Origin of the sequence: Luteimonas colneyensis, assembly GCF_014836665.1 — a bacterium.
Taxonomy (GTDB): Bacteria; Pseudomonadota; Gammaproteobacteria; order Xanthomonadales; family Xanthomonadaceae; genus Luteimonas; species Luteimonas colneyensis.
In genome coordinates this window covers 101,578-125,239 of sequence record NZ_JACSQJ010000008.1, presented here as the reverse complement: position 1 = coordinate 125,239, position 23,662 = coordinate 101,578, and the positions used below count along the sequence as shown (strand labels likewise).

22 protein-coding genes and 1 tRNA gene are annotated in these 23,662 nt (G+C 71.9%); 12 read left to right on the top strand and 11 right to left on the bottom strand.

The features are described from left to right. The first annotated feature begins 42 nt into the window (after positions 1-42). The 6 genes from H9645_RS12960 (at position 43) to purD (ending at position 7,461) form a co-directional block, all read left to right on the top strand. On the top strand, positions 43-2,034 hold the full coding sequence (locus tag H9645_RS12960) for a hypothetical protein (protein ID WP_191730090.1): 1,992 nt from the start codon (positions 43-45) through the stop codon (positions 2,032-2,034). 86 nt (positions 2,035-2,120) lie between these two features. After that, entirely contained in the window at positions 2,121-3,038 is a 918-nt protein-coding gene (prmA, locus tag H9645_RS12955; protein ID WP_191730089.1) for a 50S ribosomal protein L11 methyltransferase, read from the top strand. A 40-nt stretch (positions 3,039-3,078) separates the two neighbouring features. Beyond that, complete coding sequence (locus tag H9645_RS12950) at positions 3,079-4,161, top strand: DUF3426 domain-containing protein (protein WP_225218250.1); 1,083 nt, start codon at positions 3,079-3,081, stop codon at positions 4,159-4,161. 82 nt (positions 4,162-4,243) lie between these two features. Continuing rightward, the gene (gene fis / locus H9645_RS12945; RefSeq protein ID WP_191730088.1) at positions 4,244-4,516 is read left to right on the top strand and encodes a DNA-binding transcriptional regulator Fis; all 273 of its coding nucleotides are present in this window, start codon (positions 4,244-4,246) and stop codon (positions 4,514-4,516) included. A gap of 70 nt (positions 4,517-4,586) precedes the next feature. Next, positions 4,587-6,170: a bifunctional phosphoribosylaminoimidazolecarboxamide formyltransferase/IMP cyclohydrolase gene (purH, locus tag H9645_RS12940; RefSeq protein WP_191730087.1), complete on the top strand. Its 1,584-nt coding sequence runs from the start codon at positions 4,587-4,589 to the stop codon at positions 6,168-6,170. Positions 6,171-6,174: 4 nt separating this feature from the next. Next, positions 6,175-7,461 carry a phosphoribosylamine--glycine ligase gene (purD, locus tag H9645_RS12935; protein ID WP_191730086.1) on the top strand — a complete coding sequence of 429 codons (1,287 nt, stop codon included), beginning with the start codon at positions 6,175-6,177 and terminating at the stop codon, positions 7,459-7,461. Positions 7,462-7,482: 21 nt separating this feature from the next. Here the strand turns inward: purD and H9645_RS12930 are convergent, their stop codons facing one another. From H9645_RS12930 to H9645_RS12920, 3 genes are read right to left on the bottom strand one after another with little or no spacing between them, the layout of a single operon-like run. Then, complete coding sequence (locus H9645_RS12930; protein WP_191730111.1) at positions 7,483-7,971, bottom strand: TPM domain-containing protein; 489 nt, start codon at positions 7,969-7,971, stop codon at positions 7,483-7,485. A gap of 11 nt (positions 7,972-7,982) precedes the next feature. Continuing rightward, entirely contained in the window at positions 7,983-8,912 is a 930-nt protein-coding gene (locus H9645_RS12925) for a TPM domain-containing protein (protein WP_191730085.1), read from the bottom strand. Between the two features lie 12 nt (positions 8,913-8,924). After that, positions 8,925-9,548: a LemA family protein gene (locus H9645_RS12920; protein ID WP_191730084.1), complete on the bottom strand. Its 624-nt coding sequence runs from the start codon at positions 9,546-9,548 to the stop codon at positions 8,925-8,927. 129 nt (positions 9,549-9,677) lie between these two features. Here H9645_RS12920 and H9645_RS12915 point away from each other — a divergent pair, with 129 nt between their 5' ends. Then, on the top strand, positions 9,678-11,588 hold the full coding sequence (locus tag H9645_RS12915) for an MFS transporter (protein WP_191730083.1): 1,911 nt from the start codon (positions 9,678-9,680) through the stop codon (positions 11,586-11,588). A gap of 133 nt (positions 11,589-11,721) precedes the next feature. Here the strand turns inward: H9645_RS12915 and H9645_RS12910 are convergent, their stop codons facing one another. Genes H9645_RS12910 through H9645_RS12895 form a run of 4 tightly spaced genes read right to left on the bottom strand, consistent with a single transcriptional unit; the run spans position 11,722 to position 14,826 of the window. Beyond that, on the bottom strand, positions 11,722-12,753 hold the full coding sequence (locus tag H9645_RS12910; protein ID WP_191730116.1) for a hypothetical protein: 1,032 nt from the start codon (positions 12,751-12,753) through the stop codon (positions 11,722-11,724). Positions 12,754-12,794: 41 nt separating this feature from the next. Beyond that, complete coding sequence (gene nudC, locus H9645_RS12905) at positions 12,795-13,727, bottom strand: NAD(+) diphosphatase (RefSeq protein WP_191730082.1); 933 nt, start codon at positions 13,725-13,727, stop codon at positions 12,795-12,797. Next, positions 13,724-14,098 (bottom strand): iron-sulfur cluster insertion protein ErpA, encoded by a 375-nt coding sequence (erpA, locus tag H9645_RS12900; protein ID WP_189497711.1) that lies wholly within the window; start codon positions 14,096-14,098, stop codon positions 13,724-13,726. Before erpA ends, nudC begins: the two co-directional genes overlap by 4 nt. A gap of 32 nt (positions 14,099-14,130) precedes the next feature. Beyond that, positions 14,131-14,826, bottom strand: coding sequence for a DUF6776 family protein (locus H9645_RS12895; RefSeq protein ID WP_191730081.1), 696 nt, complete (start codon positions 14,824-14,826; stop codon positions 14,131-14,133). Positions 14,827-14,913: 87 nt separating this feature from the next. Here H9645_RS12895 and H9645_RS12890 point away from each other — a divergent pair, with 87 nt between their 5' ends. The 3 genes from H9645_RS12890 to H9645_RS12880 all read left to right on the top strand — a co-directional run bounded on the left by H9645_RS12890 (position 14,914) and on the right by H9645_RS12880 (position 19,970). Continuing rightward, positions 14,914-15,498 (top strand): DUF4126 domain-containing protein, encoded by a 585-nt coding sequence (locus tag H9645_RS12890; RefSeq protein WP_191730080.1) that lies wholly within the window; start codon positions 14,914-14,916, stop codon positions 15,496-15,498. A 184-nt stretch (positions 15,499-15,682) separates the two neighbouring features. After that, positions 15,683-17,476 (top strand): EAL domain-containing response regulator, encoded by a 1,794-nt coding sequence (locus tag H9645_RS12885; RefSeq protein ID WP_318240547.1) that lies wholly within the window; start codon positions 15,683-15,685, stop codon positions 17,474-17,476. Between the two features lies 1 nt (position 17,477). After that, a complete protein-coding gene (locus tag H9645_RS12880; RefSeq protein WP_225218249.1) occupies positions 17,478-19,970 on the top strand; it encodes a hybrid sensor histidine kinase/response regulator in 2,493 nt (830 codons plus the stop codon). 34 nt (positions 19,971-20,004) lie between these two features. Here the strand turns inward: H9645_RS12880 and bfr are convergent, their stop codons facing one another. The 3 genes from bfr to H9645_RS12865 all read right to left on the bottom strand — a co-directional run bounded on the left by bfr (position 20,005) and on the right by H9645_RS12865 (position 21,510). Continuing rightward, positions 20,005-20,475 carry a bacterioferritin gene (gene bfr / locus H9645_RS12875; RefSeq protein ID WP_191730079.1) on the bottom strand — a complete coding sequence of 157 codons (471 nt, stop codon included), beginning with the start codon at positions 20,473-20,475 and terminating at the stop codon, positions 20,005-20,007. Between the two features lie 127 nt (positions 20,476-20,602). Then, positions 20,603-20,809, bottom strand: coding sequence for a (2Fe-2S)-binding protein (locus H9645_RS12870; RefSeq protein ID WP_191730078.1), 207 nt, complete (start codon positions 20,807-20,809; stop codon positions 20,603-20,605). Between the two features lie 83 nt (positions 20,810-20,892). After that, on the bottom strand, positions 20,893-21,510 hold the full coding sequence (locus H9645_RS12865) for an RNA pyrophosphohydrolase (RefSeq protein WP_191730077.1): 618 nt from the start codon (positions 21,508-21,510) through the stop codon (positions 20,893-20,895). 153 nt (positions 21,511-21,663) lie between these two features. Here H9645_RS12865 and H9645_RS12860 point away from each other — a divergent pair. Both H9645_RS12860 and H9645_RS12855 read left to right on the top strand, forming a co-directional pair. Beyond that, positions 21,664-21,740, top strand: a tRNA-Met gene (locus H9645_RS12860). Positions 21,741-21,897: 157 nt separating this feature from the next. Continuing rightward, positions 21,898-22,374: a TetR/AcrR family transcriptional regulator C-terminal domain-containing protein gene (locus tag H9645_RS12855; RefSeq protein WP_191730076.1), complete on the top strand. Its 477-nt coding sequence runs from the start codon at positions 21,898-21,900 to the stop codon at positions 22,372-22,374. Between the two features lie 120 nt (positions 22,375-22,494). On the opposite strand, the gene H9645_RS12850 is transcribed toward H9645_RS12855, so the two are convergent. Then, positions 22,495-23,607 (bottom strand): zinc-binding dehydrogenase, encoded by a 1,113-nt coding sequence (locus tag H9645_RS12850; RefSeq protein ID WP_191730075.1) that lies wholly within the window; start codon positions 23,605-23,607, stop codon positions 22,495-22,497. Positions 23,608-23,662: the final 55 nt, after the last annotated feature.

Sequence of the window (23,662 nt, the reverse complement as noted above, 5' to 3'; positions counted from 1 at the left end):
GGGCACGGGGGCCGGCACCAACGACCATGGGAGAGAGGATCGATGCGTTATCGCAGGAACAGGCTCGCGACCGTCGTAGTGGGCGGCCTTCTCGTCACGGCTGCGGCCGGGATCAGCTTCGCACAGCCGCGCACCGCGGCCCCGGCGCCCAAGGGCGCGACCACGGCCGGCGCTGAACGGCCATGGAGCGTCGGCGGCGGCGACATCGGCATCCGCTGGAACCGCGACCTCGCCGGCGACCTCGGCATGCGCATCGCACCCGGCTCGGTCCACGGCCAGCGCGCTGCGGACGGCTCGGAGCGCTTCTCCCTCCAGGACAGCCGGCAGCTGCGGTTCCTGGTGACCAACGGCTACGCCCGCGAAATGGCCGGCGGCGCGCTGCAGGCCCGCGGCGGCTACGTGATCCAGCTCAAGGACGGCAGCATCGACCTCGACGGGTTCCGCATGGTCCCGCGCGCGGTGAAGCCCGGCATGGAGCCGGAGTTCGACCTCGTCGACGCGCAGGGCGTGGTGTGGTTCCACGTCGACCACGTCATGCACGAGCTGCTCGACGACCCGCCGTCGCTGACCATCGGTTCCTCCGACATCCGCATCAGTGAACGCCTGGCACGCCGCCTGGGCGCGCCGCACGCGGCCGGCATGGCGATCGCCGAGCTGCAGCTCGATGCACCGGTGCAGGTGCGCGGCAGCGGCGACCTGCAGCCGCAGTCCAACCAGATCACCTGGCACGGGGACGCGGCGCCCAATGGCGGCATCTACGAGAACGACATCTTCATGTTCAGCACGTTCACGCAGTTCTCGCGCTGCCAGGGCTGCACGGGCAACAGCGGCAGCGGCACGATGGTGATCACGCCGTCGGCGACGCTGAAGAACAACGTCAACGAGGGCAATATCAGCGCGACCGTGCCCGGCGACCCGCTCGGCACCAGCACGGCGCGGTGGACGGCCACCATTCCGTGGTACCAGAAGTTCACCTCGCCTTCGCCGCCGTACAACAACGACCAGCATCCCTACCTGATCTGGAACATGTACCGGAACAATCCGGACGGCAGCCTCGAGCAGATCGGGCGCTCCGGCGTGAAGCACGCCTACCTGACCACCAACGGCAGCTGCCTGGACAGCAACGACCACCACGGCCATGCGCTCGGTCGCGGCTGCACCGATACCTACTCGGTGGGCAACAACGACTACACCCAGGGCATGACGTCGCGCGACGAGATCCTGCCGGCCTCCGGCCTGTGGGGTCGCTGCGGCTCGGTGTTCGATCCGGACTGCAACGGCGTGCAGAACACCTCGCCCGGCGACAGCTACAGCTACCGCCTGCTGGTGAACGAGGCACAGGTCTCGCCGACCGCCAACCCGGGCGCCACCTTCCTGTTCGAGTCCTGGTACGTGGCGCGCTCGGACATCAACATCTACAACTCGATGTCGAGCCGGGTGACGACACCGACCTGGACCGGCAGCACCTGGAACATCGGCTCCAGCGCCGAGCGCCTGGGTTCGGTCATCGACCGCTGGTTCGGCACCGCGCCCCCGCCGTTCAACCCGCGCAACCCGCGCATGAACCCGGACAAGGAGCGCCGGCTCATGACCGAGCTGGTCGCCGGCGACGCCCGCGCCAAGCTGGCGGTGAAGGCGAGGCGACTGCCCACCGGCGACTGGGAATACCACTACGCGCTGATGAACTTCGAATTCGCGTTCGCCGAGACCACGGGCAACACGCCGAACCTGCGGATCACCTCGACGCAGGGCTTCGACGCCTTCGAACTCGAGACCACGTCGGGTGGCAGCATCACCTCGACCCGGGTCCGCGACGGCGACCTGGACGCCGACAACGACTGGGCATTCTCGGTCGGTGCCGACAGCGTCGAATTCGCGGCGGGCAGCGGCGGCCGCACGCTGGGCTGGGGCGAGCTGTATTCGTTCACGGTGCGCTCGACGAAGGCGCCGGTCGCAGGCACCGCGGTGCTCCGCGCCGACGGGTCCCGCCGTGGCAACACCTACGAGGTGGCCACGCTGGTTCCGGGCTCCTGATCCACGCGGCCGGCCCGGGGCGACCCGAGCCGGCTCCGCGCGCGGCCGGTACCATGCAGGCCTCCTCCTGGCCGGCCATACGCGCGATGCCCTTTCTTGAACTGACGCTGCACTGCAGCGAATCCGAGCAGCCCCGCTACGAAAACGCGCTCGACGACGTCGGCGCGCTGGCGGTGACCATGCTCGACGCGGACGCCGGCACCCGCAACGAGGACGCGATCCTGGAGCCCGGCGTGGGCGAGACCCCGCTGTGGGCCTCGATCACCCTGAGCGCGCTGTTCGCGCACGACGCCGACGCGCTGCTGCTGCTCGCCGCGCTGGAAAGCTTCGACCCGGGGCTGGACTGGGGCCGCGTGTCCTTCCGCAACGTCGAGGACCAGGACTGGGAACGGGCGTGGATGGACCAGTACGTGCCGCTGCGCTTCGGCGAGCGCACCTGGATCGTGCCCTGGAACCGCGAACTCCCCGACGACGCCGGCAGCGACGCCGCCGTCGTCCGCCTCGATCCGGGCCTGGCCTTCGGCTCGGGCACCCATCCGACCACCGCGCTGTGCCTGCGCTGGCTCGACGGCCTGGCCGACGCGGGCCTGCTCGACGGCACGCGCGTGCTCGACTTCGGCTGCGGCAGCGGCATCCTCGCGCTGGCGGCGCTGAAGCTGGGCGCCGCCCACGCGACCGGCATCGACAACGACCCGCAGGCGCTGCAGGCCACCGCCGACAACGCGGAGCGCAACGGCGTCGCCGATCGCCTGTCCGTGCACGCGCCGGACGACGCCCCCGCCGGCACCTGGCCGATCGTGGTCGCCAACATCCTGGCGTCGGCGCTCGACATGCTGGCCGACACCATCGCCGCGCGCGTGGCGCCCGGCGGGCGACTGGCGCTGTCGGGCATCCTCGATGGCCAGCAGGCGCCGCTGCTGGCGCGCTACGGCGCGTGGTTCGACGGGCTCCGGGTCGAGGTCGAAGGTGACTGGGTTCGCATTGACGGCATCCGGCGCGGCTGACGGCTGCCGGGTCGGCGTGGCGCGTGCTTGAATAGCCGCCATGTTCGTCAACTGCCCGTTCTGCCGGGGACTGGTCGCCACCGATCCCGTCACCGACCGGCCGCCGGAGCGCTGCCCGCGCTGCGCCGCACCGCTGCGCGAGCTGCAGGACGCCGCGCCGGCACCCGTCGACGATGCCCGCAGCGGCGTGGCCTCGGCCATGGCCGAGGCCTTCGGCAACCTCGACGACGCGACCGAGGGCGGCGGTGCCGCGGACCCGGCCCGGGATCGCGCGGCGCAGCCCGCCGTGTCCATCGCCAACCTCCTGCAGGGCGCCACGGCGCCGGCCACCGCTGGGGAACCGGCGTCTGCGCCGGGGGCGGCTCCGGAAGGGCGTGATCCGTCGGCCGGCAGGGGCGCGCTGCCCGCGGTCGACGCCGCGCAGTCCGCGCCTGCCCAGCCGGACGGCGCCGACGCCAGGCCCGCCCCGGACGATGCACCGGCATCGGCATCGGCATCGGCATCGGCATCCGCCCCTGCACCTGCACCTGCACCTGCATCCACGACCGGTGCGGTGGCTGCGCCGCCGCTGTCCGCACCGACGCCTGCACCACGTCCCCGGCGCGCCACGCCGAGCTTCGCGCGCACGCGCGTCGCATCGGCGCCGGACGCCCCCGCGGGCCGACGCTGGCTGCTGCCGACGGCCATCGCCGGACTCGCGCTGCTGCTGGGCCTGCAGTGGCTGCTGGCCGATCGCGCGCGCCTGGCCGCCGATCCCGGCTGGCGTCCGCTCGTCGCCGGCGCCTGCAGCCTGCTGCGCTGCAGCCTGCCGCCCTGGCGCGAACCCGCCGCCTTCGTGCTGCTCGAGCGCGACGTGCGCCCGCATCCCGGCACCCCGGGCGCGCTGCGCATCACCGCGAGCTTCCGCAACGACGCCGCCTGGGCCCAGGCCTGGCCCGACGTGGTACTCACGCTGTCCGACATCGACGGCCGCCCGCTTGGCGCCCGCGCATTCCGCCCCGCCGAGTACCTGGGCGCCGAACCGCCGTCCGCGCTGCTCGCCAGCGGCGAGGGCGCGGTGATCCGCATGGACGTGCTCGAGCCCGGCCCGGGCGCCGTCGGCTTCGCCTTCGACTTCCGCTGAGGCGCGCAATGGCAGCGATGCGGTGGGCGCGCTAGACTCGATACCCGTCGCGCGCGAGGCGCGAGCAGGTCCAGGGGTCCGATTGAACGCCGCCGACACCAACGAGCCGCAGCCGCGCGGCACGCAACGGGCGCCGCTGCGCGAGCACGTGGCCACCGCCGTGCGCCGCTACATCCGCGACCTGGACGGCTGCGATGCCGAGAACCTGTACGGGATCGCGCTGCGCGAGCTGGAGATCCCGCTGTTCGTGGAAGTGCTCAACCACTGCGAGGGCAACCAGAGCCGCGCGGCGGCCATGCTCGGCATCCATCGCGCGACCCTGCGCCGCAAGCTGCGCGACTACGGGATCGTCTGAGCCCTGCGCGGCCGGTCCCGCCCGGGGCGCGGCCGTATAATCGCGGGGTCTCCCGCTGCCTCTCCACGCAATGACCACCGATCGCCTGCCCCTGCGCCGGGCCCTGCTGTCCGTGTCCGACAAGACCGGCCTGGTTGAACTCGCCCAGGCCCTCGCGGCGCGCGGCGTCGAACTCCTCTCCACCGGTGGCACCGCCCGCGCCCTGCGCGAGGCCGGCCTGGTCGTGCGGGACGTGTCGGAGGCGACCGGCTTCCCGGAGATGATGGACGGCCGGGTCAAGACCCTGCACCCGGTGGTGCACGGGGGCCTGCTTGGCCGCGCCGGCATCGACGAGGCGGTGATGGCCGAGCACGGCATCGGCGCCATCGACCTGCTGGTGCTGAACCTCTATCCCTTTGAATCGGTGACGGCGAAGGCGGATTGCAGCCTGGCCGACGCGGTGGAGAACATCGACATCGGCGGCCCGGCGATGCTGCGCTCGGCGGCCAAGAACTTCGCACGCGTGGCGGTGGCGACCGATCCGGCGCAGTACGCCGGCATCGTCGCCGAGCTGGACGCGCACGACGGCACGCTGTCGGCCGCGACCCGCTTCGCGCTCTCGGTGGCCGCGTTCAACCGCGTGGCGCAGTACGACGCCGCGATCGGCAACTACCTGTCGGCGATCGGCGACGCGACGGCGGAGGTGCCGGTGCGCGCCGAGTTCCCCGCGCAGATGAGCACCGCCTTCGTGAAGGTGATGGACCTGCGCTATGGCGAGAACCCGCACCAGTCGGGTGCGTTCTACCGCGACCTGTATCCAGTGCCCGGGACGCTGGCCACATTCGCCCAGCTGCAGGGCAAGGAGCTGTCGTACAACAACCTGGCCGATGCCGATTCAGCCTGGGAGTGCGTGCGCCAGTTCGACGCCCCGGCCTGCGTGATCGTGAAGCACGCCAACCCCTGCGGCGTGGCCACCGCCGCCGGCTGCGGCGAAGCCTACGAGCGCGCCTACGCGACCGACCCGACCTCGGCCTTCGGCGGCATCCTCGCTTTCAACACCACGCTCGACGCGGCCACCGCGAAGGCGATCCTCGACCGCCAGTTCGTCGAAGTGCTGATCGCCCCGGACTACGAGCCCGCGGCGCTCGAGGTCTGCGCCAAGAAGGCCAATGTGCGCGTGCTGCGCATCCCGCACGGCGACGGCATGAACAACTACGACAGCAAGCGCATCGGTTCCGGCCTGCTGCTGCAGTCGTCGGACAACCGCGGGATGACGGCCGGCGAGCTGAAGCAGGTGTCGAAGCGCGCGCCGACCGAAGCCGAACTGCGCGACCTGCTGTTCGCCTGGCGCGTGGCCAAGTACGTGAAGTCGAACGCGATCGTGTACGCGAAGGACGGCGCGACCATCGGCGTCGGCGCGGGCCAGATGAGCCGCGTGTACTCCGCGCGCATCGCCGGCATCAAGGCGGCGGACGCGGGGCTGGTCGTGCCGGGTTCGGTGATGGCCTCGGATGCCTTCTTCCCCTTCCGCGACGGCCTGGATGCCGCCGGCGAAGCCGGCATCCGCGCGGTGATCCAGCCCGGCGGTTCGCTGCGCGACGCCGAGGTGATCGCAGCGGCGGACGAGCACGACATCGCCATGGTGTTCACCGGCATTCGCCACTTCAGGCATTGATCCCATGAAGATCCTGGTCATTGGTTCGGGTGGCCGCGAGCACGCGCTGGCGTGGAAGCTGGCGCAGTCGGAACGCGTCGATGAAGTGCTGGTCGCGCCGGGCAACGCCGGCACCGCGACCGAAGCGAAGTGCAGCAACGTCGCCACGAAGGCGACCGACATCGAGGGCCTGCTGGCCCTCGCGCGGGACGGCGGGATCGCCTTCACCGTGGTCGGGCCCGAGGCGCCGCTGGTGGCCGGCATCGTCGACCGGTTCCGCGCCGCGGGCCTGCGCATCTTCGGGCCCACCGCGGCGGCCGCGCAGCTCGAGGGCAGCAAGGCCTTCGCCAAGGACTTCCTCGCCCGGCACGGCATCCCGACCGCGCATTACGCCGTGTTCACCGAACTGGAGCCCGCGCTCGCCCACGTGCGCGCGGTCGGCGCGCCGATCGTGGTCAAGGCCGACGGCCTGGCCGCGGGCAAGGGCGTGGTGGTGGCGATGACGCTCGCCGAGGCCGAGGCGGCGCTCGAGGATATGCTCGCCGGCAACGCCTTCGGCGAGGCCGGGGCACGGGTGGTGGTCGAGGAATTCCTCGACGGCGAGGAGGCCAGCTTCATCGCCATGGTCGACGGCCGCACCGCGCTGCCGATGGCCACCAGCCAGGACCACAAGCGCGTCGGCGACGGCGACACCGGCCCCAACACCGGCGGCATGGGCGCGTACTCGCCGGCGCCCGTGGTCACGCCCGAGGTGCACGCGCGGATCATGCGCGAGGTGATCGAGCCCACCGTGGCCGGCATGGCCGCCGACGGCGCGCCGTTCACCGGCTTCCTCTATGCCGGGCTCATGATCGACGCCGACGGTGCGCCGAAGGTGATCGAGTTCAACGTGCGCTTCGGCGATCCCGAGACGCAGCCGATCATGATGCGCCTGCGCTCGGACTTCGCGACGCTGGTCGAGGCCGGCATCGACGGTACGCTGGGCGCCGTCGAGGCCGACTGGGATCCGCGCCCGGCGCTGGGCGTGGTGATGGCGGCGGAAGGCTATCCGGCGACGCCGCGCATCGGCGACGCGATCAACAGCATGGACGTGCCCGACCTCGCGGACACCAAGGTCTTCCACGCCGGCACCCGCATCGAGGGCGAGCACGCCGTCACCGCCGGCGGCCGCGTCCTGTGCGTCTGCGCGCTGGGGGACAGCGTGGCCGGGGCGCAGCAGCGGGCCTATGCCGCGGTCGCGGGCATTTCCTGGCCGGGCGAGTTCCACCGCCACGACATCGGCTGGCGCGCGATCGCGCGCGAGCGCGGCTGACGCCGGCGTCGTCCGCGGCGCTCAGAGCAGCTGCGGGAGGTCGGGCAGCTCGTTCTCGTCCTCGTCCCCGGGGGCCTGCGGGAAGTGACGCGCCAGCAGGTCGGAGACCGCCTCGACGCCGGCCACCGCGGCCGCTTCCGGATCCCCCGCGCGCAGGTGCGACTCCACCAGCCGGCAGACCGCCGCCCACTCCGGATCGCCGACCCGCCCATCCAGGCCACGATCGGCAACGATCTCGATGCGGTGGTCGGCCAGCAGCAGGTAGACCAGCACGCCGTTGTTGGCATGGGTGTCCCACACGCCCAGTTCGGCGAAGACCTCGCGCGCGCGCTGGCGCGCATCCAGGCCGCGCAGCGCGCGCCACGCCGGCAGCGCCGGCTCCACCGCGAAGCAGACTTCGCCGCGATGGCGCCGTTCGCCGGCGGCCACCGCGCCGGCGATGCGCTGCAGGCGATCGGCCGGGAACAGGCCGCTCGCCGATGGTGCGAAGAGATGCCGCAGCAGCCGCAGGACGCCCGCCATCACCAGCTCCCCGAGGCGCCACCGCCCCCGCTCATGCCGCCACCGCCGGACCAGCCGCCGCCACCAAAGCCGCCGCCTCCGCCGCCGAAGCCGCCGCCCCCCCAGCCGCCGCCACCGAACCCGCCCCAGCCGCCGTGGCGGACGTAGCGGCCGCCCGGCGCCTTCGCCAGGCCGTAGAGGAAGCCGAGCACCGCGGCGATGCCACCCAGTCCCAGCGCGGCCGAGACCAGCCACGCGGCGCCACCCGCGGCACCGCCGGTGGCAAGGCCGCGCAGTGCACCCGGCGCGCGCCCGAACACGCCGCGCACGATCGTCGCCACGACGAAGGCGGCGAATAGCGCGCCCAGCCAGTCACCGCCGCCGCCCGCGGGCTCGGCGCGGCGATGGCTGGCGATCGGCTCGGGCAGGGGCTCGCCGTCGATCAGGCGCACCAGCACCGCGGTCGCGTCGGCCAGGCCGCCGCCGTAGTCGCCGGCGCGGAACTTCGGCGCCATGTACTCCTGGATGATGCGTCCGGCGGTGATGTCCGGGATCGCGCCCTCGAGTCCGTAGCCGGGCTGGATGCGCACGCGCCGGTCGTCGCGGGCGACCAGCACGAGCACCGCGTCATCGATGCCCTCGCGTCCGATCCGCCAGGCGTCGAACACCCGTTGCGCGTACTGCTCGATGGATTCGGGCTGCGTGCTGGCGACCATCAGCACCTGCAGCTGGCTGCCCTTGCGGCGCTGCAGGTCCAGCGCCTGGCGCTCCAGCTGCGCGCGCTGCGCGGGCTCGAGCGTGCCGGTGGTGTCGACCACCGGCGAATCCAGCGGCGGGATCGCGACCAGCGGCTGCTGCGCCCACGCGTGGACGGAGGCCAGGCAGGCGAAGGCGGCCGCCAGCAGCAGCGCCCGCCATCGGCGGCCCCTGAGGCTGGCGCGGGCAGGCATCACCGCCGCTCGTCAGCCGGCCGGCTGCGGCTGCGGCTGCTGCTGCCGCGTGCCGGCGGCACCCGGCGCTCCGAAGTCGACCGCCGGCGCCTCCTGGATGGCGCGTTCGTTGTCGACGGTGAAGTTGGGTCGCGGCCCGTAGCCGAACATCTTCGCCACCAGGTTCTGCGGGAACGAGCGGACGTAGGTGTTGTAGTCCTGCACCAGCTGGATGTAGCGGCCGCGCGCGACGGCGATCCGGTTCTCGGTGCCCTCGAGCTGGGTCTGCAGGTCGAGGAAGGCGCGATCGGCCTTGAGGTCGGGGTAGTTCTCGACCACCACCATCAGCCGCGACAGCGCACTCGACAGCTCGCCCTGCGCCTGCTGGAACTGCGCGAGCGAGGCGGGATCGCCGGCATCGACCTCCATCGAGCCGACCTTCGCGCGGGCTTCGGTCACCGCCGTCAGCACCTGCTGCTCGTGCGCCGCGTAGCCCTTGACCGTGTTGACAAGGTTGGGAACCAGGTCGGCGCGGCGCTTGTACTGGTTGAGCACTTCCGACCAGCCGGCGTTGACGGCTTCGTCCTTCTGCTGGATCTGGTTGTAGCCGCAGCCGCTGAGCATCGCGGCCAGCACAAGCAGGATGAGGGTGCGCATGACGGGCTCCGTCGGGTGGACGGGCGCATTCCAGCACCGGCCGCCGCAAGGCGCAATGAAGGCAGCCAGTCATCCGCGGGCCTGGCCACCGTCGTCTGCTAGGCTCGCCACGCATCCACGGGGACCGGCATGGCGTACTCACAGTTCCAGCTGCTGCGCGAGCGGCGTTTCCTGCCCTACTTCGCCGTGCAGGCGCTGGGCGCCTTCAACGACAACGTCTACCGCCAAGCCATCATCGGCCTGCTGTTCTACCTGGGCGTCGACAGCGGACAGCGCACGCTCTATACCAACCTCGCGCCGGCGCTGTTCATCCTGCCCTACTTCCTGTTCTCGGCGATCGCGGGGCAGTTCGCGGAGAAGCTGGAAAAGCAGCGCCTGATCGTGATCACCACGACGATGGAGATCGGGATCATGACGCTGGCCGCGATCGGCTTCCTCACCGCGAGCATGCCGCTGCTGCTGGTGGCGCTGTTCGCGACCGGCATGCAATCCACGCTGTTCGGGCCGGTGAAGTACTCGATCCTGCCGGCGGTGCTCAAGCCCGAGGAACTCACCGGCGGCAACGGCCTGGTCGAGATGGGCACGTCGCTGTCGATCCTCGCCGGCATGATCTACGGCGGACTGGTGTTCCAGGTCGCGGGCGCCTGGGGACCGGAAGCCGCGGCGGCCTCGGTGGTGGCGCTCGCCGTCGCCGGCAACCTGGTCGCGCGCACGATCCCGCGCGTCGACGCCGGCGCGCCGGAGCTGCAGGTCAACTGGAACCCGGTGCCGGAGTCGATCCGCATCTGGAAGCTCACCCGGCGCACGCCGGCGGTGCGCAACGCGATCCTGGGCGTGTCCTGGTTCTGGTTCGTGGGCACGGTGCTGACCGCGCAGCTGCCCAACTACGCCGAACTGCACCTGGGTGCACCCGAACGCTCGACCACGCTGTACATCTTCGGCCTCGCGCTGTTCTCCGTCGGCGTCGGCACCGGCTCGCTGCTGTGCGAGAAGCTGTCCGCGCGCACCGTCGAGATCGGCCTGGTGCCGCTGGGCGCGCTGGGCATCAGCGCCTTCATGCTCGACCTGTACTTCGCGCGCAGCGGGCTGGCGCCGCGTACCGGGCTCGACATCGCCGGCTTCCTCGCAGGCGAGCACGGCTGGCGCATCGCCATCGACCTGGCCGGCATCGGTTTCTCCTGCGGTCTCTTCATCGTGCCGCTGTTCGCGCTGATCCAGAGCCGCACGCCGAAGCAGGAAATGGCGCGCGTGTTCGCCGGCCTCAACATCCAGAACTCGGCCTTCATCGTCGCCGCGGCGGTGACCGGCCTGGCGCTGCAGCAGCTGCTGGGCTGGAGCATCCCGCAGGTCTTCCTGGCGCTGGCGATCGCCAACCTGCTGGTCACGACCTGGATCTTCACCATCGTGCCCGAGTTCGCGATGCGCTTCGCCAGCTGGCTGCTGGTGCGCACGCTGTACCGGCTGGAGCTGCACGGCATCGAGCGCCACGTGCCCGACGAGGGCCCGGCGCTGCTGGTCTGCAACCACGTCAGCTACATGGACGCGCTGGTGCTGGCGGCAAGCGTGCCGCGGCCGATCCGCTTCGTCATGTACTACCGGATCTTCCAGATCCCGGTGATGAGCTGGATCTTCCGCGCCGCCGGCGCGATCCCGATCGCCAGCCCGAAGGAGGACGCGGCGATGATGGAGCGCGCCTTCGACGCCATCGACGCGGCGCTGGCCGACGGCGAGCTGGTGCTGATCTTCCCCGAGGGGCGGCTGACGCCCGATGGCGACATCCAGGCCTTCAGGTCGGGCGTCGAGCGCATCCTCGAACGCCGCCCGGTGCCGGTGGTGCCGATGGCCCTGCGCAACATGTGGAGCAGCATGTGGAGTCGGCGCAGCGCGGCCGCGGGCAGCGGCTGGCTGGGCCGCATGCGCGTGCCGCGAAGGATCCGCGCGCACGTGGCGGTGATGGCGGAAGCGCCAGTCCCGGGCCGCGAAGCCACCGCCGCGATGCTGGAAAGCCGCGTCCGCGCCCTGCGCGGCGATCACGCCTGAGCACTATCGCTCCTGCCCGCTTGCGCCCGCCCCTGTAGGAGCAGCTATAGCTGCGACCCGCCCCTGCGTCACCGCGCATCGTAGTCGCAGCTATAGCTGCTCCTACAGGGGCCGGAGGCGGCTTGGGATCCGGTCAGTTGACCCAGCCGGCCACCACGAACAGCGCCAGCACCGCCAGCCACGCCAGCAGCACGCGCCAGACCAGCGACATGGCGTCGCGCATGGCCTGCACCAGCGGCACGCCGAGGGCCTCGGTGGCCGGTCCGGCGCCCGCCGGCACCGCGCCGGCATCCCCGGACACGCTGCCGAAGCCAGCCATCGCCGCGGCAGCGGCGGCGTCGCCCACGGCGCCCGCCGGCTGCGCGGCGTCGGCGGCATCTGTGGCCTCGGCGGCATGGGCGCCGAAATCCCCGGCCTCCTCGTCCAGCTCCCAGCGCACGCTCGCGCGCCCGACCGCGGCCAGCATGTCGGCGCCGGACCGCAGCGCGGCGCCACCGGCGCCCTTCCAGGCCGACACCACCACGTCGAAGTTGCCCACCAGCGCCAGCGACAACGCCATCAGCTGCGCCACCGGCCAGTCCAGCACCGCCAGCAGCCGGCGCGCGCCCTCGAGCGTGCCCTCGGGCAGGTGCAGCGCCGGTTCGTCTTCAGCCGCGAACGCCACCAGGCGGTACAGCAGGGCGCCGACCGCGCCCAGCACCACGAACCAGAACAGCACGCCGAACCAGCGCCGCAGCGCGGCGACGAAGACACGGCCGACCTCGTCGCGGGCCTGGCCGGCACCGGCCGCGGCCGCCGGGCGCAGCCGCGCCAGGGCTTCGCCGCGGGCGGCGGCGTCCGGCGCATCGATCACCGCCTGCACGTCGAGGTCGAGGTCGCGCGGACCCCAGGCATAGAACACCGCGGCCACGCCGAAGGCCAGCGCCGGCAGCCCGAAGGCGATGCCGTCCAGCAGCCACTGCACCAGGCCGACCACCAGCACCACCGGCACCAGCGCCAGCGCCAGGCCCCAGCGGCCGCTCCGGAAGCCGTCGTCGGGAAAGCGCCGGCCGAGCCAGCCGAGCAGCGCCGCGAACCAGCCGTAGTCGCGCAGGCCGGCCGCCAGCGCGGGCGCTACGTGCCCCAGCACCAGGGCCACCACCACCGCGAACAGGGTCGAGAACATGGGGCGATTCTAGCGCCGGCGGGCAGCGGCCACGGCTGCGCTCAGCCGCCGGCGTGCCAGCGCTCGATCAGCCAGCGCGAGATCGAGATCGACGGCGACAGCAGCAGGCCGTCGGGACCGCCCTCGCCGCGAAGCGCCGCCCCGACCTCGTCGCGGCCGAACCAGCGCGCGTCCTCGAGCTCGTCGCTGGGGCAGTGCGGCACGTCGGGGAAGGCCTCGGCCTCGAAGCCGAGCATCAGCGACGAGGGGAACGGCCAGGGCTGGGATCCGAGGTAGCGGCAGGCGCGCACGCGCACCGAGGACTCCTCGAAGACCTCGCGCACCACCGTCTGCTCCAGCGATTCGCCCGGCTCGACGAAGCCGGCCAGCACCGAATAGCGCCGCGGTGCCCATCCCGGCCCGCGCCCCAGCAACAGGCGTTCGCCGTCGCTGACCGCCACGATCACCGCCGGATCGGTGCGCGGATAGTGTTCGAGATCGCAGGCGGCGCAGTGGCCCAGCCAGCCGGCGCGGCGGAACGCGAGCGCGCCGCCGCAGGCGCCGCAGAACCGGTGCCGCGCACGCCAGTGCAGCACCGCGCGCGCCTGTGCGAAGGCGGTGGCCTCGAAGTCGGGCCAGGCCGCCGCGGCGCTGCGCAGGTCGATGCGCGCGGGCACATCGCGATGCGCGATGCCGGCATCCGCGACGGACGCGGTCGCGTCGACGGCCAGGTCGCCCTCGCGCATCGCGAACCAGCCCTCGTCCCCGCGCAGGCCCAGGAACAGTGCATCGCCCGGGCCGGCGGCCAGCCCCGCCGCCGGCGGCGCCAGGAGCGCGCCGTTCCCGTCCGCCCAGGCGCATCCCTCGGCGTCGAGTACCAGCGCGCGGCCGGCCGCCCACAGGCGCTCGAGCGCCGCGGCGTCGTCGCGCAGGTTCTCGGCGCGATCCAGCGCCGCTTCGACGAAGGCGTACGGCGCCGCGCGCCGCGGACTCATGTGGTGAAGCTGCTGCCGCAGCCGCAGGTCGACTTCGCGTTCGGATTGCGGATGGTGAACTGCGCGCCGTGCAGGCTTTCGACGTAATCGACCGAGGCGCCCATCAGGTACTGCAGGCTGAGCGGGTCGACCAGCAGCGTGACGCCGTCGGTCGCGACGGCGAGGTCGTCCTCGCCCTGCTCCTCGTCGAACTCGAAGCCGTACTGGAAGCCGGAACAGCCGCCGCCCTGGATGTAGACGCGCAGCTTGAGGGCGTCGTTGCCCTCGTCGGCGATCAGTTCGCGCACCTTGGCGGCCGCCGCGGTGGTGAACTCCAGCGGACGATCCAGGCTCTGGTAGCCCGGCGCGGACAGATCGATGGTCGTGCTCATGCCACCAAGGATGGAGGGTGCCGCGGCGGGCTTCAAGCGTCCGGGGCGGAACGGGGCGTCGCCGCCGTGGCCTCGGCCCAGGTGAACGACTCCTCCACCGCCTGCCCGCGCGGCGGCGTCAGCGTCACGATCACGCGCAGCGGCTTGAAGCCTTCGGGCAGGATCAGGTCGCCTTCGACCTGCTGGAAGTACTTGAACGAGTAGTCGACGCCCGGCGCGTCGCCGCTTTGCCGCAGGTCGGCCCAGGCGAGGCGCTCGAGGCTGTCGTTGCGCGAACCCTCGACCTCGACGGTCAGCGTGCCGCTGCTCACCGCGGCGCGGTTCAGGGTCTGCGTCAGCGTGGCGGTGAAGTGCCATGCGCCTTCGCCCTGCGACTGCAGGCGCAGGCCGTGCACGGTCAGGCCGCGGCGCTGGCTGGTGCTGCCGACCAGGCGCTCGTAGAAGGCGACGTCGGCGCGCAGCGCGGAAATCTCCTCGTCGCGCTCGGCCAGCATCAGCTGCAGGTCGCGGTTGGCTTCGCGGCTGACCTGGTCGGAACGCGTCAGCGTGGCGACGTCCTGGCGCAGGCCGTCGACCTCCTCGCGGAGCGGCCCGTCGCCGTCGCCGCCGGCACCGCTGGCGACCGTCCACGCCCCCCAGATGCCGAACAGCAGGCAGCCGGCCAGCACGGCCATCAGCGCCAGGTGCGCGCGCGGGTGGGGATGCTCGGGAGGCGGCGAGTCGGGCATCCCGGCATGTTAACCCCGGATCCTGAGCGCCGGGACAACGCGCGCGTGCCTATACTCCGCGCCAGTCCAGTCGCCCGGAGCGTGGCCATGTCGGAAGCCCACCTCTTCGCCGCGGGCGTGCTGCTGGCCTGGCTGGCGGGCATCCGCGTCTACCTCACCGTCTTCGGCGTCGGCCTGGCCGGCGCCCTGGGCTGGCTGGAGCTGCCGACAGCGCTCGAGGTCACCGCGTCGCCATGGGTGATCGGCATTTCGGGCGTGCTGGCCCTGGTCGAGTTCTTCACCGACAAGATCCCCGGCGTCGATTCCGGCTGGGACCTGCTGCAGACCCTTGCGCGGGTGCCCGCGGGCGCCTTCCTCGCCGCAGCGGCGCTGTCGCCCGACGGCGACCTTTCGGCGGGCATGCTGGCGACCGGGGCCGGCGTGGCGCTGGGCAGCCACGCCCTCAAGGCGGCCAGCCGGGTGCTGATCAACGCCTCGCCGGAGCCGTTGAGCAATTGGGGCGCCTCGGCCACCGAAGACGTCGCGACCGTCGGGCTGCTGGCGCTGGCCTTGGCCAACCCGCTGCTCGCGCTGGGGATCGCGCTGGCCCTCAGCCTGCTGCTGGCCCTGGCGCTGTGGTGGGTGTGGCGACGCCTGTTCCGACGGCAGCGGCCGGCACAGCCGGTGCGTTGAGCAGCCTGCGGACACCGGTATCGCCCGATCCCCCCGCGGTTTCTTGTAGGCTTGTCCGTTCGGGGGACGGCGGGCGTGCCGCGCTTCCGGAATGGCCCGACGGAGAAGTCCCGCAGTGAGCGCAGCCCCCGGAACACGGACCGCAGCGGACATGGGCCCGGCCACGCCGGCGCCAAGCCGTCCCGTGCGCGCCGAGTTCCCGCCGGCCCGCTACTGGCGGCGCTGGAGCGCCGACGCCGGCCCGCCCGAGCCCCTGCGCAGGGATGCCCCCGCCACCGAGCCGCCACCGCCCGCGGTCACGCCGCCGGTGGCCGCCGATGGCTCGACCGAGGCCGCCTACCGCGTGCTGGTGGTCGAGGACGACCTGAGCCAGGCGCTGTTCGCCGAAAGCGTGCTGTGCGGTGCGGGCATGGAGGCCGCCGTCGTGTCCGTGGCCAGCGAGGTCATGGCATCGCTGGAAGCCTTCCACCCGGACCTGGTGCTGATGGACCTGCACATGCCGGGCATGGATGGCGTCGAGCTGACCCACCTGATCCGCGCCCACGAGGCCCACGGCCACGTGCCGATCGTGTTCCTCACCGGCGACCCGGACCCCGAGCGCCAGTTCGAGGCCCTCGAGACCGGCGCCGACGATTTCCTGACCAAGCCGGTGCGTCCGCGCCACCTGATCGCCGCGGTGCAGAGCCGCGTGCGCCGAGCCCGCGTACTCGCCCGCGAGCGCAGCGGCGGCGGCGTGCACCCGGTCACCGGCCTGTTCACGCGTTCGCACATGCTGCAGCGCCTGAACGCGATGATCCCCGGCGACGGCAAGGGCGCGCTGTTCATGGTCGAGGTCGCCGGGATCGGTGCCCTGCGCGACCGCTACGGCTACACCGGCCTGGAGCAGCTGCTCACCGAGGCGGCCGCGCGCGTCGGCCAGGCGGCCGCCGGTCACGCGGTATCGCGCCTGAGCGACAGCATCTACCTGGTCCATGCCGCCGGACTCGAGTCCGACCGGCTGCCGGAAAGCGCGCGTTCGCTGCGCGACGCGCTCGGCCGCGAAGGCTTCGGGATCAACGACGAAACCGTGCGCCTGCGCGCCTTCGTCGGCTACACCTCGCTGTCCCACGGTTACGGCGACGCCAGCAGCGCGCTGGGCGCGGCCGAACGCGCGCTGCGCGAGGCGCGCACCCAGCCGACGGGCGTCGCCGGCTACCAGCCGCCGCGCCAGCGCGACCACGACCAGGCCATGGCCGAGGCCGTGCGCCAGGCCCTGGCCGACAACCGATTCCAGCTCAGCTTCCAGCCCGTGGTGGCCGTGGCCGGCGGCGAGGAGGCCCAGTTCCAGACCCTGCTGCGGATGCGCCAGGCCGACGGCAGCCTGCTGGCCGCCGGTGACTTCCTTGCTGCCGCCGACGCCGCCGACCTGATGCACGACATCGACCTGCGCGTGCTCGAGCTGGCCGTCACCGTGCTGCACGAACGCGCCGACGCGGGCAAGCCGGTGCGGCTGTTCGTCTCGCAGTCGGCGCGCAGCCTGGCCCGCGATGGCCACGCCGAACACGTGCTCGGGATGCTCTCCGCCTATGGCGTGGAGGGCAGCCGAATCGTGATCGACGTCCGCCAGGACGAGGCGCTGATCCACGCGCTGGCGCTGCGCGAGTTCTGCGACGCGATGGTGCCTGCGGGCGTGCAGCTCTGCCTGGGGCAATACCAGTCGGGGCGCGAGGCCGACGCCCTGCTGGGCCAGCTCCCGCTGGGCTTCGTGCGCCTGTCGCCGCGCTACTCGCAGAAGCTCGACGACCCGGCCGTGCGCGACGAGATGCGCCAGGCCATCGATCGGGCGCACCGCCTGGGCCTGTGCGTCATCGGCCAGCAGGTGGAGGACCCGCAGGCCGCCGCCACGCTGTGGATGAGCGGCGTCGACTTCATCCAGGGCAACCTGGTGCAGCACGTCGCGGGCGAAATGGACTTCGACTTCCACCACTCGGTGCTCTGACATGCTGACACGCGGACGCCCCACGGCCCTCATGATGCGCTGGCTCGCACTCGGTGCCGCGGCCGGCGCCGCGCTGACGCTGGTGCTGGACGTGATCGGACTGGAGGGACCGTGGCAGCACGCGGCGCTGGTGCTGGTGCTGCTGGCCCTGTTCTCGGTGATCGCGCTGCACGTGGGCCTGCACCAGCGCGAACAGCAGATGGACGAAGCCGACGAGCGAGCGCGCCGCGACGAAGCGGTCATGGCGCAGCTGCAGGCGCAGATCGAGCAACACACCCAGCTCGAGGCGCAGCTGCGCCAGGCCAAGCAGGCGGCGGAATCGGCGGTGATGGCCAAGGGCGAGTTCCTGGCCACCATGAGCCACGAGATCCGTACCCCGCTCAACGGCATCGTGCCGATGCTCGACCTGCTGATGCACGCGCGCCTCGCGGCCGACCACGCCGAGCTGGTGCGCACCGCATACACCTCGTCGCAGCAGATGCTGCGCATCGTCGACGACATCCTCGACTACTCCAAGCTCGAGGCCGACCGGCTCGAGCTGGAAACCACCGGCTTCAACCTGCGCGAGCTGCTCGACAGCGTGCTCCAGCTGATGGAGCGCCCGGCCCAGGGCAAGGGCCTGCGCATGATCCTCACCGTCGACCCCGCGGTGCGCCTGGCCGTGCGCGGCGATCCGGTGCGCCTGCGCCAGGTGCTGGGCAACCTGGTCTCGAACGCGGTGAAGTTCACCGAGCGCGGCTCGGTGTCGGTGTCCGTGCGCCGCATCGGCGAGACCCCCGCCCAGCACCAGCTGCGCTTCGAGGTCCGCGACACCGGCATCGGCATCCCCGCCGGCTCGCAGCCGCGCCTGTTCCAGGCCTTCAGCCAGGCCGACGCCTCCACCACCCGCCTCTACGGCGGCACCGGCCTCGGGCTGGCGATTTCCAAGCGCATCGTCGACCTCATGGGCGGGCGCATCGGCGTGGAATCCGAGCCCGGCCACGGCGCCACCTTCTGGTTCGAGGTCCCGCTGCTGAAGGCCGCCGGAGACATGCCGACCACGTCCGAGGACAGCACCGCGTCGCGCGGCCGCCTGCTCCTGCTCAGCGCCGATCCGCGTCTGCGCCTGCGCCTGTCCATGCTGCTGCCCAACTGGGGCCTGCGCGTGAGCTCGGTGGAGACCACCCAGGAAGCGCTCGACCGCCTGCGCGCGGCCGCCAACCAGGGCGCGCCCTGGGCCTACTCCCTCGTGCTGGCGGACCTCGCCGGCATGCGCAGCACCGCGGTGGCCCTGCACCGCAACCTCGGCCGCCAGGCCGTCTACGGCGACCTCAAGCTGGTCTGCCTGTACGGGGACGACCCGGTCCCCGACGAACTGCAACGCAGCGTCACGCTCCTCAGCCGGCAGGCCCCCGATGCCGATCTCCGCGCCGCCCTCCTCGGAGGGAGCTTCGCGATGACACCGGACTCCGGGGACACCACCGCCATGGCCCATACCCACATGCCTTCCTCGCCCGCGGCGCCCGTGCGTGCCGCGCGCGTGCTGCTGGTCGAGGACAACCCCGTGAACCTGATGGTGGGCCAGCGCCTGCTGTCGGTGCTCGGCATCACCTGCGACACCGCCAGCAACGGCGAGGCCGCCCTGCTGCGCATGGAAGCCTCGCGCTACGACATCGTGCTGATGGACTGCCAGATGCCGGTGATGGACGGCTACACCGCCACCCGTCGCTGGCGCGAGATGGAAGCCGCCGCCGACGACGGCCGCCACGTGCCGATCATCGCCATGACCGCGAACGCCATGGCTGGCGACCGCCAGAAGTGCCTGGACGCCGGCATGGACGACTACCTCGCCAAGCCGGTGACCCGCAGCGAACTCGAGCGCACGCTCGCTCGCTGGTGGAACGCCGAGACCGCCGCGGCCGCCGCGCAGCGCGAGTCCTACGACGTCGATCCCGAGACCGGCGACATGCTCGATCGCGCGATCGCGCAGGGCCTTCCGGTCGAAGTGGTGGAGGAAATCCCGCCGGTGCCGGAGCCGATGCCGGAGCCGGCCGCCATTCCGGCAGCGCCGTCATCCGTGCCGGCGGCACCCGTGGTACCGGCCGCGATGGCTCCAGCGCCTTCGCCGACAGTGGCCCGTGCGGTCCCCGCGGCCCCGCTGCAGCCGCTGCCACCGGTGCTCGACCACGAGATCCTCGATGAGCTGCGCGCCATGCTCGGCGGCGATCTCGACCACCTGGTCGACGTCTTCCTGGCGGACACGCCGCGCCTGGTCGCAGCGCTCGAACAGGCCGCGACCGGCCCGGACTACGAGGCGCTGCGCGACGCCGCGCACACGCTGAAGTCGTCCAGCGCGAACCTCGGCGCGATGTCGCTGTCGGCCGCGGCCAAGCGCGTGGAGCTCGGCGCCCGCGAGCGCCTGCTCGAGCGCCCGGCGGTGGCAGTGGCGCTGGTGGCCAACGAGTTCAGCAGGGCCCGCGCGGCGCTGCGCGCGGCGACCGGAGCGCAGGCCTGAGCGACCTGCGCGCGAGGGGATGGATGGGGCGGCCTCAGCCGCCCATCTTCGACTGCAGGTAATTCTGCTCGCCGATGCGGTTGATCAGGTCAAGCTGAGTCTCGATCCAGTCGACGTGCTCTTCCTCGGAATCGAGGATGTCCTTGAACAGGCGGCCGCTGGTGTAGTCCTTGATGCCGTCGCAGTAGGTGATGGCCTCGCGCAGCAGCGGAAGGCCGTCCAGCTCCAGCGACAGGTCGCATTCCAGGATCTCGCGCGGCGTTTCGCCGACGCGCAGCTTGCCCAGCGCCTGGAAGTTCGGCAGGCCCTCGAGGAACAGGATGCGGTCCGCCAGCCGGTCGGCGTGCTTCATCTCGTCGATCGATTCCTCGTACTCGTGCTTGGCGAGCTCCTCGATGCCCCAGTTCTTCAGCATCTTGGCGTGCAGGAAGTACTGGTTGATCGCGGTGAGCTCGTTGTAGAGCGCCTTGTTGAGGAACTCGATGACCTTGGGGTCGCCCTTCATGGCATGCCTCCTGCTGGAATGGATGCCGGGGACTCTAGCGCCTGCGATGGCGCCATGCCGGAACGGGAATCGTGATCATCCGCAGCCGCATCCCGACCGCAGGCCGGGCCTGCTTCGCGCGTACGGGTCAGGCCGCGTGGGCCAGGGGGAGCTCGTGCAGGACCCGGCGCGTGCCGGCTTCCTCTTCCAGCAGCGCCGCCGCGGTGCCCACGCAGCTGCCGCAGCTGGCGCCGCAGCCGGTGCGCATGGTCAGTTCGGCCATGCTGCCGCAGCCGGCAGCCGCCGCCTGGCGGATCTCATGGTCGGTGACCCCATTGCAGACACAGACGTACACGGCATGGCTCGCGGAATCCGGGACGCGTGCATTGTCGGCGCACATGAGAATGATTGTCAATACTGAACGAGATTCGTCCGCATTCAGGACGGCTCGCCCGAGGAGCGCCGGGCGCCGGCCGGTACCCGGGGCGCACCACGGAAACGGTCCCCCGGCCCCGCGCCCCCCGCGCGACCACGGCTGCGCTGGGTCTCGAGGCTGATGGTCGGCACCGCGGCCGAACCCGCGACCTGCCGCGCGAACGGCGCCAGGTGCTGCAGCGCGCGCACGTAGACGCCGCGCTTGAAGGTGACGACGTGCTCCAGCGGGTACCAGAAGTCGACCCAACGCCAGTGGTCGAACTCCGGCTTGTCGGTCAGGTCCAGGCGCAGGTCGGCGTCGTTGCCGGTGAAGCGCAGCAGGTACCAGACCTGTTTCTGGCCGATGCAGACCAGGCGGTCGTTGCGGCGGACGGCCCGCGGCGGCAGCCTGTAGCGCAGCCAGCCCGGCGTGACGCCCAGCACGTCGACGTGGCCGGCGGTCAGCCCGGTCTCCTCCCGCAGCTCCCGGTACATGGCCTCGAGCGGCGTCTCGTCGGAGTTCATCCCGCCCTGCGGGAACTGCCAGCCGTCACGGCGCACGCGACGCGCCCAGAACACCCGGCCGTCGGGGTTCATCAACACGATGCCCACGTTGGGGCGATAGCCGTCCGGATCGATCACGATGCGGACTCCCGAGTCTTTCGACGCTTTCAGCGTCACTGCGTCCGACTCTGCCACGGGCCGCCGGGAGGGACAAGCCGCGCCCGGGGGTTTGACGCGAGGGCCGGACTGGTGGACAATTGCGGGCTCGAAGCGCGATGCGCTAGAGCCCATGGCTATGTAGCTCAGACGGTTAGAGCGCGAGACTCATAATCCCGAGGTCGGTGGTTCGATTCCACCCATAGCCACCAGATTTCCGAATGAAATCAATGCATTAGCCGATGAAAGCCCGCCCTCGATGCGGGCTTTTCTGTGACAGGTCGACAGTCACAGTCGGACTGGGCTCACTGTTGAAGGGCCCGAGCCAGCCCACCCCGAAAAGCGCCGGAATGGCCTGTGACAGGTTCTGTGGCAAGTCCAGGCTTCCCGGGCAAGGACGCGATATTCGAGGCGCTCCTTGGCCAAGTGCTGCTCAACGCCAGGCTGGACGCCGACGCGATCTGGCAACCCGATGGCACGGTCGCACTGCCGGACATGGTGGACGCCTATCTCGACCGGATATACAGCATGGTGCAGAACCCGGTGTTCGCCGAGCTGTACCGGCTGGTACTGGCCGAGAGCGCGCGTGCCCCCGACCTGGTCCGGCGCTGGCACGATCAGGTCGTGCAGAAGTACCGCGCCGAAGAGCAGGCGCTGGTCGATGCCTGCGTGCGCCGCGGGGTGCTGCGCGACAGCCCTCTGACCGAGCTGTTCTCGCTTTCGGTCGCCCCGGCGTTGCTGTGGATGGTGGGCCGGCGGATCCTGGGCAAGGATTCCCCCTACCCGCTGGAGCAGGTGCGCCGCATCCATCGCGGGATGCTGCTCGACCAGCTGCAGCCGCGCTGACACCGTGCGCAAGGGCGTTGCACGGGCTGCGCTACCACTCGACCATCGCGCGGCGCGCCCCCCGCATCCCGGCACCCGCGCGCCCGCCACCCTGCCGAACCGGTGCCACCGGTCCGATCCTCAGCGCGACGGGTCGATCAGGTACTTCTCGCCCGTCGCCTTGCGCTCGTAATCGCGCAGGGTGTCGAGCTGCAGCGCGTCGCGCAGGCTGATGGTGCGGGTGTAACGGCTGGCGAATGTGGTGGTGAGTTCGTCGGCCACGCGCTGCCGCATCCGCGCCGCGACCGCGGGTCCCGCCTTCTGCAGGAACGGCGTCAGCAGCCAGCCACCCACGTTCCAGGTGAAGCCGAAGGTGCGGTGGAGCACCGTCGGCCCGGTGTCCAGGCTGCCGTAGATGTAGACCTGCTTGGGCGCGTTGGAGCCGTAGGGGCTGTAGCCCGCGCCGCGGTCGGCCGCTGCCTCCATCGCCTGCAGGATCTGCCCGGCGAGCGTGCCGCCGCCGATCGCGTCGAAGGCGATGGTGGCGCCGGTCTCGCGGATCGCCTGCGTGAGTTCCGCCTGGAAACCGGGTGACGTGCTGTCGACGACGTGCCGCGCGCCGATCGCGTGCAGCAGCTCGGCTTGCGCCTGGCTGCGCACGATATTGACCAGCCCGATCCCGTCCCCGATGCAGATCCGGTTGAGCATCTGGCCGAGGTTCGAGGCCGCAGCGGTGTGCACGATCGCGCTGTGGCCCTCGGCCTTCATGGTCTCGGTGAAGCCCAGCGAGGTCAGCGGGTTGACGAACATCGACGCCCCGTCCGCCACGTCCGCGCCCTCCGGCAGCAGGATGCAGTCGCGCGCCGGCAGCCTGCGCAGCTCCGCGTACATGCCGCCGCCGAGCATGCCGACCTTGCGCCCGAGGAATTGCCGGACGTGGTCGCCCGCCGCGACCACGGTGCCGGCGCCCTCGTTGCCGACGGCGAGCGACTGGTCCAGCCGGTCCCTGATCGCGCCCAGCCGCTGCGTGGGAATGTCGGCCACCACCACCGGCCGCTCCGGCGTCCCCTCGGCCCTGGCGGTCGCCAGGTCGGCGGGGCCGATCAGCAGGCCGAGGTCGGACGGGTTGATGGGCGTGGCCTCCACCCGCACCACCAGCTCATCCGGGCCGGGTTCGCCAGGCGTAGCGTCTTCCAGGCTCAGGCGCAGCTGGCCGTCGCGCGTGGCCAGTGACCGCAGTTCCAGTCCACGCATGGGATGTCTCCAGTCCGGGGTTGGCCAGTGTGCGGCCGGCGCGCCCGCGCGTCAC